Here is an 11,292-nt window from a genome sequence, read left to right as displayed (position 1 = left end):
ACATCTGTCGCAAGGTAGATGGAAGCATCATGCGGTGTATTAGCGGGTAGATCATTAATGATAAATGTGATGGTAACAGTATCCTCTTGAGCATCTGCCTCCAGAATTCCGAACAATCCAACGACCACAAGTATTGCTTTCCAATTCACGATTAACTGATATGAAATTGTAATTATCTCAAAATTAAATCTAATGAAAAGAGTGATTGTAAGGATTTAGCAAGAAATGATATCTATATGTGTAAAAGTATCAATTTATAAAATGAGGCGAATAGTGCCTGTTTTGCTCATAATTTCCACTTTATTAATTCCGACCCCAGATGATTAGAAACCTTATAAACTAAAACTCTAATTCAAAAAAATGATGAATTCACAATTAAAAAACTCACTCATAAAATGGCCGTCCTTAACCATTTTATCATTAGCCATTACTTTCTGGTCATGTGAAGATCAGTCGCCAGAATCTGATTTGCTTGATGCGCAAAATGAAATTAAAGTGGTAGATGTTACCACACATGATGGGCGTCCTTTTAGAACACAATCCAATTCCGCAGACGGTCGATTTACTGCTGGGCCAGGAGGTGGAGTGATGATGCAAGGTTTCTATTGGGATGTTCCGGCTGGAGGTACCTGGTGGGATGTAGTAGAGAGTAAAACAGCAGCCTGGTCATCTGCCGGTATTGGCGCTATATGGTTGCCTCCAGTATCTAAAGCTCAAAATGGCCCGTACTCCATGGGGTATGATCCTACAGACTATTATGATTTTGGTGATTATAACCAAAATGGAACCGTAGAGACACGGTTTGGATCACGATTAGAGCTTGAAGCTCTAATAGCATCAGCTCATAGTGAAAATATGGAAGTATACGCTGATATTGTTCTAAATCATAACAGCGGCGGAGCACTGGAGACCAACCAATATACCGGTACAAGCACTTATACCGACTATACAGGGATTGCATCTGGAAAGTTTCCAAGAAGTCAGCATGACTTCCATCCAAATGGTATTCATTCTAATGACGAAGGGGTATTTGGAGGTTTCGCAGACATGTGTCATGAAGTTCCTAACGTTCAAGATTGGCTCTGGGGTCGTTCTGATGCCGTTGGTAAGTATTACAAGAACGTCATGGGTTTTGATGGCTGGAGGTTCGATTATGTGAAAGGATTTGGTCCTTGGGTTGTCAACACATGGAATAGCAATATTGGTGGTTTCTCGGTAGGAGAGCTATGGGATTCCAATGTCGATTATTTGAATTGGTGGGCTAATGAAGCCAATAGTTCCGTTTTTGACTTTGCAGCGTATTACAAGATGAACGATGCATTTGACGGCAACAATTTGAATTTGCTTAACGATGATATGATGTGGAAGAGAAACCCATATAAGGCTGTAACCTTCGTTGCTAATCATGATACCGATGAAATCTGGAATAAGACTCTAGCCTATGCTTACATCTTGACGCATGAAGGTTATCCATGTATCTTCTACCAGGATTATGAAGCGTGGTTGGATAAAAACAAGTTGAACAACTTGATATGGATTCACAATAACAAAGCAACAGGTAATACTAGTATCTTGTATACTGACACGGATGAATACATTGCCAGAAGAAATGGTTATGGTGGGAATCCGGGCCTAATTGTCTATATAAACAACTCTGATAGCTGGGTAGAACGTTGGGTTCCTACTAATTGGAACAGTACTCAGATCAAAGACTTTACAGGAAACTCTGGATGGTATCCAACCACACAGAGCGGTGGTTGGGTGAAAATTCAATGTCCTCCTAATGGATACAGTGTTTGGTCTCCAAACATCTAAACTGTAACACTAAAGTTGTTCACATAAATCAGGGATGAGTTTTGAAAAGGCTTCTTGAAGCTGTGCTCTTAGCTTCATTCCTGATTTATTTTCAATGGTTCTTCCATCTATTTCATTCACCGGGGTAAGTTCTCCCATGGTTCCTGTGGCGAAGACTTCATCAGCATTGTAAAACTCCACCAGGCTAAGGTTCTTTTCTTCTACTTCAACACCAAGCTTTTTAGCGGTGGAAAGCACAAGACCTCTTGTAATTCCATGAAGACATGCATCAGCAAATGGAGTAAATAATTTTCCATCTCTGATCATGAACAGGTTGGTGTCATTAAGCTCTGCTACAAACCCTTGGTGATCCAACATGATTGCAGCATCCACATTGGCAAAATTTGCCTGAATTTTAGCTAGAATGTTATTCAATAAATTGGCATGGTGAATTTTGCTATCAAGAAACTGTGGGTTATTTCTTCTCTGCGTACTGGTAATGACTTTAATCCCATTTTCATTGTCATAGACTAATGGCTTCCATTCTGCTAACACAATCAGGCAAGAGCCATTCTGGTTCAATCGAGGATCCATACCTGAGGTCACTTTTTCACCTCTAGTAAGGGTTAATCGAATATGTGCGTCATGAGACATGTCATTCGCTTCCAAGGTTGCTTTCACAGCTTCTTTAATAAAACTACGCTCTGGGATATGAGTAAATGCAAGTGCTTTAGCGGACTCAAATAACCGATCAATGTGCTTGTCCAGGCAGAAAACTCCTTCTTTGTACCTTCTTAATCCTTCCCAGATGGCGTCACCTCCCTGTACTGATGAGTCAAAGACGGAAACTTTAGCATCTTTTCTATGAACCAGGCCATTTCCTACCCAAACCTGGATATTTTCATTTTTAGGATTAAATTTTTGCAGCATATTACGAGCGTGTTAGTTGAACCTGAAAATTATGAGAAAAATAATACAACTCCTTGCTGTCATTAATATGTTCTGTTGTTCTCCAGAAAAAGTTGATGAGTGGCAATTAATTGGTTTCGAAAAGCAAGATGATGTAAATCCAATAATGACACCTGATACCTCTTCTTTGTTTCGAGATCCAATCACACAGCGTTTGGTGAAATGGGAAGGAAAAGATGTATTTAATCCTGCTTCTCTTGTAAAGGATGATACCTTATTCATGCTTTATCGGGCAGAAGATTTTGTTGGGAAGTACAACGGAACTTCTAGAATTGGACTTGCTTTTAGCTTTGATGGTTTGAATTTTACTCGTTTACCTCAACCGGTATTCTATCCAGACGAAGATGAGTATAAAGGGTTGGAGTGGGAAGGTGGATCGGAAGATCCAAGAATTGTGAAGCGTGAAGATGGATTGTATGTGATGACCTATACCGCATATGATGGAAATCTAGCTCGTCTATTAGTCGCAACTACTTATGATTTAAGAAACTGGAAAAAGCATGGCTCCGTTTTTCAGGATAGTGTAGATATTAACCAATGGTCAAAATCTGGATCTATCGTGTCACGATCCATTGATGATGAATTGGTCGCTGAGAAAATTGACCAAAAATACTGGATGTATTTTGGAGATACGGATTTGTTCATTGCGCAATCAAATGACCTGATTCGGTGGGATCCTGTTAAAACTGAAACTGGAGAATGGCTCAAAGTATTATCACCTCGTGCGGGTAAATTCGATAGTGATCTGGTGGAGCCTGGGCCACCAGCGATCACTACAAGCAATGGAATTCTTCTGATATATAACAGTAGAAATAGACTGGCTGACGGGGATCAGACATTACCAGATGGTACTTACAGCGCTGGTCAAGCCTTGTTTGATCCCACGAATCCCATAAAACTTATTCGCCGATCAGAAGATTACTTCTTCACACCGGATAAGCCCTATGAGATTACTGGCCAAGTAAATAATGTCTGTTTTGTAGAAGGACTCTGCCATTACAAAAATCAGTGGTTCTTGTATTATGGAACCGCAGATTCCAAGATTGCAGTGGCAGTGTCTCCCCAAGAATTGAATTAATTCGTTTGAATAAGGCCAAATGATTCTATGATTGATTTGGCTTCATCAGAATTCAAAAAGACAAGAAACGCTTTAGTGGAATCACTCAGTTGATCATTGTAGTAAATTCGAAGACCTCTTTTTAGTGGGTAAGTATTGTTAAGTAGGTTCGACTTTGTTGGCGAACGAAATTTAAAACTGTCAGCAGCCAATTTAATTTCATGAACACCATGAGCAAAATAGGCAAACCCAATAAACCCAATCGCATTAACGTTTGAATGTACTTTATTGACAATGTCTTTATTCTCATCCAGAGTAATGGCTGAGTTGCTCAAACCATTGATAGCATAATGTTCTGTAAAGAATTTTTGCGTTCCAGAGTTTTCATCACGCACTATAGGGAGAATGCTGCCAGGATTTCCACCGAGTTCGCTCCAATCATTTATTTGGCCTTCGTAAATTTTTTCCACTTGTTCATCGGTTAGAGAGTCGAGTGGGTTGTTTTCATTGGTAATTAAGACTACACCATCAAAGGCAATCACTTGCTCTTTCACTTTACTTGTTGATCCGAGTTCTTTTTTTAAATCAAATTCAAAAGAGGAGAGACCAATGTCAGCACTTTGTTCACGAATGGCATTTAGTCCTGTTCTACTTCCACCTCCTTCAAGTATGATCTGAATATCGGGGTTTGATTTTTCGAAGCTTTCTTTCAATTCTTGGAAAACAGCGTGCATTGACTCGCTACCTTTCATTTTTATGGTAGAGCTAGTAGAGTTATTGATTTGCTGGCATGCCGAAAAGAAAAGGCTTAATAATAAGATATATAAAACTGGTTTCATGGTTGATTAAAATTTCCACGAAACTAGATTTGATCAAGACTAGTAGAAGAATTAATTGGGTTAAGAAATAGCTAATTGACTGTTAATTTCTATTGATCTGCCTTTAGCGCTTTTTCCTTTAATTGTTCGTAGTAGGGTAAAGACTCATTGAGGAGATCAAGGCTGTTTTCTGGAAATGGACTGGTGTTATTCTTCTTCATTCCCATACCTGATGATGCATGTACATTTTCATACCAATATTTCGCCCAAACACCATCTTCAGGTATGGCGCCAGGAGTCCAGTGCAGCATTTGTGGGTTATATTGTATACCAACTTTTGCAAAAAACTGTGTAAAAATTCCTTCAGGATTTTTTAAAGTTTCGTTTGAATCTAAGATGATGCATTCTTTACTTAGAAATTCATAAATCTCAAATTGTCTTTGAATACCTATGTCACTCATTTTTGGATTAGGAATTACTTTAGCAAATGAAGTGATAAGTTCTTTTGGGTCTCGAATAAGCAGCACATTGACATAATCATGTAGAAAATCCAGACTGGTGTCAATTAGATGATGGGCCATATTTTTGACAAAAACATGCTCATGCTGTTCATGTAGCTCATCTATCCATTTCAAAACTCCTGGAATGTTCACTGGTTGACTTTTAATGATTTCTTCTCTTCCTGGATGTTTGATTCCTGTTAAGTTGAGGTAATATGCATAAAATGGCTCATCAATCACTTTAAATTGACCATGGTTAGCAAATGCATACATGGTAGCTGTAGAAATGTTTCTTGGAGATGAAATCAGGTTGATGATCATATGATTGAGATTATGAGCTCAATATAACTATATCCAATTTATACACGTTTTCAATTCATGCGCTATCTTTTATACATTATGCTGACGGTCATTCTGTCTGGATGTATGGACTTTTCTATTGATGAAAAGGAGATGCAGCAGGCGTTTGATGGTGAGATGTATCAGCCAGAATCTAATACACTAACGATTGATTCGTCACAAGTTCATTATGTCTATATAGATAACAATCGACATAATTTGGTTGTATTCATTCATGGCTCCCCAGGATCATGGAGTGCTTTTATAGATTATTTTAAAAATGACACTTTACTGTCTCATTTTGATGTCTTGGCTATTGATCGTCCGGGTTTTGGCATGTCCGATAAGGGAAGTCCAGAACCAATTTTGGAAAGACAGGCATTCTTAATTTCTGAAGTAATCAAACTGTTTGATCAACCAAAAGTAATTATGGTTGGTCATTCTTTGGGTGGCCCTGTTATCGCTCGAGTGGCAATGGATAATCCTGAATTGGTAGATGGTTTGTTATTTCTGGCTCCTTCTATAGATCCAGAGCAGGAGAAATATGAATGGTATCGAAGTTGGATTGAAACCAAAGTAGGTGGTTGGCTTACACCAACTGATTTTTGGGTAAGTAATGAAGAGATACTTCCACTGAAAGGTGAACTTGAAAAAATGCTGCCATTGTGGGGAAATATTTCAGTTCCCTCTATTGTCATTCAAGGAACCAAGGACAATTTAGTGCCCAAAGAAAATGCTGAATTTGCGCGACGGATGTTGAACGATTCATTAGTGGATATTCGCTACATAGATGGAGCAAATCATTTCATTCCATGGACTTATCCTGAATGGGTTGTCAAAGGAATAATTGATTTAAAGAAGGTAGATTAGTCCTATGCTATCAATACTCTTCTGTATCGACTAGTTTTCCTCTTGAGCTGTAATACTTCCAGGTGCCGACTTTCTCGTCAAGTTTATACATACCTTCGGCAATCAAGCGCCCTTTGTCACTAAATTCCTGCCAGGTACCAGTACGTTGATTATTGATGTATTCTCCGGTTACTTGAAGTGTGCCATCTTCATAATAGTACGTGGATTTTCCGTTCAATCGTCCATTTCTATAGGTTTCGTTTAGTTGAATGGTTCCATCTTCATGGTACATATAAAGTTGCCCATTTCCATTAGTCAGAGTTCCTGCGTCTAGCTCCTCTCCTTTAGAGGTATAGAAAGGACTTACTTCCATAAGTGCTCCAAGTTTCCACATCTGTTCCATTTGGAGTTGCTCATTTTCATAAAAAAGTCCCCAGAGTCCATCTTTTTCGTCTAGGACATAACTTCCTATCATTCTTGGCTTTCCTGAGTCATGATAATAAATCCATTGTCCTTCTTTCAATCCATTTTTGAACTTTCCTTCATAATCTAAAGCTCCATTTGGCTTGAAATACTTCCACAATCCGGTTTTTTGATCGTTTGCATAATCACCTATGGAATAAAGTTTATTAGCTTCAACAAAACTCAGCCATTTTCCTGTTTTTAAACCCCAAGTGTAGGTGCCCTGGACACTTACAGAGCCATCTGCAAAGTATTCCGCATATTTACCATTGAGGACACCATTTTTAAAGCTGTATTCCTTGCTAACTCTTTTGTTTGGATAGTATTCTTTCCAGGTGCCAGATTTAATTCCATTGGTATAATATTCTTCAGCTTTTAGTCGTCCATAGCTGTAATTGTATGTCCACTTGCCATCAGGTTTTCCATTGCTATAACTTTTATAAAAAAGTGCGTCACCATCTGGACTATATTCAATCCAAATACTGTCTTTAAGACCTTCTTTGTAGTGTCCTTTCAGCGCTAAACTTTCATTTTCATAAAATTCGTGGTAAGGACCGTTGAGGACTCCTCTTTTGAAGTTGCTTTCATTGACAACCACTCCATATGGATCCAGTTTTCTGGAAACACCATTCTTTACACCTTTTTCAAAAGTGATTACTTCTTTAAGTGCTCCGTGTGAATAGTAATATTTCCAAACGCCGACTTTTTTCCCATTCTCAATTTGTCCCATATACAAGATGTTGCCATTAGGATATCTTGAGATGTAGGCACCATCGGACATAGTGTCCGCTTGAAATAATCGTTCATCTACTGTTTCTGTATCATTCTGGCTGAAGGCAGTAATAGATTGGATTAATAAAAGGAGAGTTACAAGTTTATTCATATGGGATTTACACACCTCAAAAATCGGGCAAAAGTGGTTAAAGTGAATGATTTATATTCATTCCATAAGTCCAGGGAAATGTAGTTGCTGAGCTTAATAAAGCCATTTTCTTCTATTTGGTTAAGTATTTTATCTTTGGATAATTGATTGATATTGAGGTAGTTGCTTTTTTTATAATGATATTCCCAAGGGGTGTCATTTACACAAAAATAAATATCCTTCATTCTTGTTAATTGAACACATATTTTCTCTTTATTGTTTTGCAAAAGCGGTCCACTTAGATGAAGTGTACAGCTAAAGTGGTTGCCCCACCAAAGCATGGTTCTAAAAGAAAACACTTCATTTTGCTTAAAAAGTCGTGGGTAGTCCAGAATAAAATAGGGGAGCCCCTGGTATTGCTCCCCTTTAGATATTTTTCCGGCTTTTATAAAAGTCTCATCCGGGTAATTGAAGTTGGTTTTTTCTATTTCTGAGTGAAGAGCTCTTTCAATTTCTGAAAGGTGCATAATGACCTTAGATGATAATTCATTTTTCACTTTTAAAAAGTGATTATCTTTTAATATTTCGAGCTCTTCATCTGTAGGTGTCATTACCAGCGAATTAAAGCTGAAGCCCAGGTAAATCCACTTCCAAATGCCGCCATGCAAACCAGGTCACCTTCTTTTATTTTGCCTTTCTGGTGAGCTTCACTCAGGGCAATTGGAATAGAAGCAGCTGTGGTATTACCATAACGCATAATGTTGTTGTACACTTGATCATCACCAAGTTTCAGTTGCTTTTGAATGAACTGGCTGATTCTCAAATTAGCTTGATGAGGGATAAGCATATTGATGTCTTCTGGTTTGTATCCATTCGTCATTAATGCTTCATAAATCACTTCGCTAAATCTTGTAACTGCATGTTTGAAGACAAAATTTCCGTTCATATATGGATAATAACTTGTGTCCTCCGGGTCATTTTCAGTCATTATTTGATCCACCCATCTGTTCGTGGCGGGGCCAATAAGAGCAAGTTCTTTAGCATGTTTTCCTTCGGAGTGAAGATGAGTGGTAAGTATACCTTTTTTCTCGTCTTCTGAACGAGATAAGACAACAGCTCCAGCACCATCACCAAAAATAACGGTAACACCTCTGCCGCGTGTTGATTTTTCTAATCCACCGGAGTGGTATTCACTGCCGATCACCAGAATGTTTTTATACATTCCTGTTTTGATAAATTGGTCAGCTACTGAAAGACCATAGATGAAACCACTACATTGATTTCTTACGTCTAGAGCTCCAATTTCTTTAATTCCCAGTTGATCTTGTACTTGCACTCCGGGGCCAGGAAAGTAGTAGTCAGGACTGAGGGTGGCAAAAACGATGAAATCTATGTCATTGGGTGTTAAACCTGCATTTTCAATTGCAATTTTAGCAGCTTTGGTTCCCATGGTAGAAGGCATGTCACCGGTTGTTGGGTCAATCCACCTTCTCTCTTTTATTCCGGTTCTTTCCTGAATCCATTCATCTGAGGTATCCATGAAAGCTTCTAAGTCTTTATTGGTCACTACGTTATCAGGTACGTAATGACCAATTCCTTTTATGCGTGAGGTATACATGTTGTTTAATATTTAGATCACGCTAATATAACTTACCTGTGCAAAAAGGTTACTCCAAGACTCGGATTTCTATCCTTCTGTTGAGTTCACGACCATTTTCTTCGTCATCGTTACTTGCAAGAGGAAGAGTCTCTCCATAACCAACAGCTTTCACTCTGGAGCTGTCTATTCCTTTATTTAAAATCCAATCACGAACCGCTTCAGCGCGTTTTTGAGATAGTTCCATGTTATACTCGTGCGTACCAACATTATCTGTATGACCACCAATCTCTACTGCCAAATCAGGTGAGTTCTGCAAGGCGTCATATATCTGCTGTAGGACAGGATAGGATTCAGAAGTGATATGATAAGATTGGAAGTCGAAGTAGATGTTGTTCACAACTGCTTTACGCCCTCCTCTAAATTTGTTTCCAAGCATTTCTATATCGACACTGCTATCTTCTTTGGTTCCCTCATAGAGCTTAGTGTAGTCAGTTTTAGCCTTGAGTTGAGAAGGGACTCTTACCTCAAAGTTTTGAGTCAAATAAGGTTGCTCTAGGGAAATATCACTTTTGAAAGTTCCTTTAAATAAAGACTCTCCCTGTATAGAAACTTCAGTATCGAAATTTTCTCCATTGAATATCTGAATGCTATACTCTCCTTTAGAATTCGTCTTATGATGGAAAACTTCATCTTCATATACAACAGGCATAAAGCGTACATCCACATCCTTGGCTGGTTGTCCTGTATTTAGATCTGTTACTACGCCCTTCACTGTAATTTTGTCTTCCTTATGGAAGTAATAAATGTCATACCCACCAACAGAGTGTAGCCTGTCTGAACTAAAATAGCCATTTAAGTCATTTGGTGTCACTTCAAAATTGATGTCATGATCAATGGTGTTGATCGGGAATCCCATATTCTCTGGTTCACCCCAGCTTTGTGTAGCTTCATCAAACTCTGATTTGAAGATGTCATACCCTCCCATAGATTCGGGTCTGTTAGAGCTAAAATAAAGTGTGGTACCAGAATGTGACAAAAATGGGCTTTCTTCATAATAGCTGGTATTGACCTTGCCTTTAATGGGTTTTGGTACGCTCCAAGCACCATTTTGCAATCGAGTTTCCCAAATGTTGTAATCTTTTACAAATAAGATTAAGTCCTCAGCGTCGTTAATGAAAAAGTGATTTTCGATGTATCTGTCTCTAAGTGATTGATCGAATTCCTTAGGTTCTGTCCAGTTGTTGTTTCTGAACTCACTATAGATTAAGTCCCCACCATTTTGCGGACTGTACATGTATAGTCTGTTATGTTCATTGATGATTTCAATCTTGGCATTTTCATAATCAAAGGTACCTAACACGCTAATAGGGGATGGATCTGACCATTTTTCACCTGTTTTGACACTATGGAAGATAGAATAAACAGGTGCTTCATGGTAAGAGTCTTTTGGGTTTTTGTTGGATGCGAAAACCAACTCTTCATGACCATTGAAGAATGCAGGAGAAATTTCAGAATAAATCGTATTGATTCCTTCAGGTAATCGTTCTACTTCATAGTCATCAGGGTTGTCATAAAATGGACGTGCTTTATCTATTGTACGAAGCATCGTTCTGGTTTCTTTCAAGATAATATTGCTCTTGTACACATCCAATTTCATAAAAGCATCTAAGTGCTCTTTAGCATCGTCAAATTCATATCGGCTTAAGTGTATGCGACCTAGCCAATAGTTGTAGAATTTATCTGTCTTACCTTTGCTCGCTTCAAAGTCGAGTAAATTATTAAGATCCCCACCTCTATCAATGGTTAGCATTTCTGCTATGTATTTATAATAAAGGTGATCTGTTTCTTTTGGATGGTCCTTTTCAAACTGGACACACATATCCAGCACTTCTTTGAAGTCTTCCTGGTAAAAAGTTGTTCCCATTTTTTTAAGCATCTGTCTTTTAGACTGTGCCGATACTGTGAATATGCAAACAACGGTTGCGATAAAAAATAATAACCTTTTCATAATGATCGGATTAAACGATAAATAACTTTGGCGG

The 11,292-nt window shown here is 38.3% G+C and carries 10 protein-coding genes; 3 read left to right on the top strand and 7 right to left on the bottom strand.

The window, feature by feature from the left end:
* Positions 1–360 precede the first annotated feature (360 nt).
* Positions 361–1,815 carry an alpha-amylase gene (locus NXS00_RS26460; RefSeq protein ID WP_258102318.1) on the top strand — a complete coding sequence of 485 codons (1,455 nt, stop codon included), beginning with the start codon at positions 361–363 and terminating at the stop codon, positions 1,813–1,815.
* A gap of 9 nt (positions 1,816–1,824) precedes the next feature.
* On the opposite strand, the gene NXS00_RS26455 is transcribed toward NXS00_RS26460, so the two are convergent.
* Complete coding sequence (locus tag NXS00_RS26455; protein WP_258102317.1) at positions 1,825–2,724, bottom strand: aminotransferase class IV; 900 nt, start codon at positions 2,722–2,724, stop codon at positions 1,825–1,827.
* 31 nt (positions 2,725–2,755) lie between these two features.
* Between NXS00_RS26455 and NXS00_RS26450 the strand changes: the two genes are divergently transcribed.
* Positions 2,756–3,841 (top strand): glycoside hydrolase family 130 protein, encoded by a 1,086-nt coding sequence (locus tag NXS00_RS26450; protein ID WP_258102316.1) that lies wholly within the window; start codon positions 2,756–2,758, stop codon positions 3,839–3,841.
* Here NXS00_RS26450 and NXS00_RS26445 read toward each other — a convergent pair.
* Positions 3,838–4,659, bottom strand: coding sequence for a phosphate ABC transporter substrate-binding protein (locus tag NXS00_RS26445; protein WP_258102315.1), 822 nt, complete (start codon positions 4,657–4,659; stop codon positions 3,838–3,840). The genes NXS00_RS26450 and NXS00_RS26445 overlap by 4 nt on opposite strands.
* Positions 4,660–4,748: 89 nt before the next feature.
* Entirely contained in the window at positions 4,749–5,459 is a 711-nt protein-coding gene (locus NXS00_RS26440) for a sulfotransferase-like domain-containing protein (RefSeq protein WP_258102314.1), read from the bottom strand.
* 57 nt (positions 5,460–5,516) lie between these two features.
* Between NXS00_RS26440 and NXS00_RS26435 the strand changes: the two genes are divergently transcribed.
* The gene (locus NXS00_RS26435; RefSeq protein WP_258102313.1) at positions 5,517–6,347 is read left to right on the top strand and encodes an alpha/beta fold hydrolase; all 831 of its coding nucleotides are present in this window, start codon (positions 5,517–5,519) and stop codon (positions 6,345–6,347) included.
* A 10-nt stretch (positions 6,348–6,357) separates the two neighbouring features.
* Here NXS00_RS26435 and NXS00_RS26430 read toward each other — a convergent pair whose 3' ends face one another.
* From NXS00_RS26430 to NXS00_RS26415, 4 genes are read right to left on the bottom strand one after another with little or no spacing between them, the layout of a single operon-like run.
* Positions 6,358–7,671, bottom strand: a complete 1,314-nt coding sequence (locus NXS00_RS26430; protein ID WP_258102312.1) for a toxin-antitoxin system YwqK family antitoxin — start codon at positions 7,669–7,671, stop codon at positions 6,358–6,360.
* The gene (locus NXS00_RS26425) at positions 7,668–8,261 is read right to left on the bottom strand and encodes a hypothetical protein (RefSeq protein ID WP_258102311.1); all 594 of its coding nucleotides are present in this window, start codon (positions 8,259–8,261) and stop codon (positions 7,668–7,670) included. Before NXS00_RS26425 ends, NXS00_RS26430 begins: the two co-directional genes overlap by 4 nt.
* On the bottom strand, positions 8,261–9,268 hold the full coding sequence (locus NXS00_RS26420; RefSeq protein WP_258102310.1) for a 3-oxoacyl-ACP synthase III family protein: 1,008 nt from the start codon (positions 9,266–9,268) through the stop codon (positions 8,261–8,263). Before NXS00_RS26420 ends, NXS00_RS26425 begins: the two co-directional genes overlap by 1 nt.
* Before the next feature lie 49 nt (positions 9,269–9,317).
* Complete coding sequence (locus NXS00_RS26415; RefSeq protein ID WP_258102309.1) at positions 9,318–11,258, bottom strand: OmpA family protein; 1,941 nt, start codon at positions 11,256–11,258, stop codon at positions 9,318–9,320.
* Positions 11,259–11,292 lie beyond the last annotated feature (34 nt).

Origin of the sequence: Marinoscillum pacificum, assembly GCF_024714495.1 — a bacterium.
In the GTDB taxonomy this organism is placed as follows: Bacteria; Bacteroidota; Bacteroidia; order Cytophagales; family Cyclobacteriaceae; genus Marinoscillum; species Marinoscillum pacificum.
Note: the sequence above shows the minus strand (reverse complement) of the source record. Positions and strands in the feature narration are given on the sequence as shown.

Bases quoted from the DNA above. Each gene is read 5' to 3' on its own strand.
- NXS00_RS26415 (WP_258102309.1), bottom strand. From the start codon at position 11,258: ATGAAAAGGTTATTATTTTTTATCGCAACCGTTGTTTGCATATTCACA.
- NXS00_RS26425 (WP_258102311.1), bottom strand. From the start codon at position 8,261: ATGACACCTACAGATGAAGAGCTCGAAATATTAAAAGATAATCACTTT.
- NXS00_RS26420 (WP_258102310.1), bottom strand. From the start codon at position 9,268: ATGTATACCTCACGCATAAAAGGAATTGGTCATTACGTACCTGATAAC.
- NXS00_RS26445 (WP_258102315.1), bottom strand. From the start codon at position 4,659: ATGAAACCAGTTTTATATATCTTATTATTAAGCCTTTTCTTTTCGGCA.
- NXS00_RS26430 (WP_258102312.1), bottom strand. From the start codon at position 7,671: ATGAATAAACTTGTAACTCTCCTTTTATTAATCCAATCTATTACTGCC.
- NXS00_RS26450 (WP_258102316.1), top strand. From the start codon at position 2,756: ATGAGAAAAATAATACAACTCCTTGCTGTCATTAATATGTTCTGTTGT.
- NXS00_RS26460 (WP_258102318.1), top strand. From the start codon at position 361: ATGATGAATTCACAATTAAAAAACTCACTCATAAAATGGCCGTCCTTA.
- NXS00_RS26435 (WP_258102313.1), top strand. From the start codon at position 5,517: ATGCGCTATCTTTTATACATTATGCTGACGGTCATTCTGTCTGGATGT.
- NXS00_RS26455 (WP_258102317.1), bottom strand. From the start codon at position 2,724: ATGCTGCAAAAATTTAATCCTAAAAATGAAAATATCCAGGTTTGGGTA.
- NXS00_RS26440 (WP_258102314.1), bottom strand. From the start codon at position 5,459: ATGATCATCAACCTGATTTCATCTCCAAGAAACATTTCTACAGCTACC.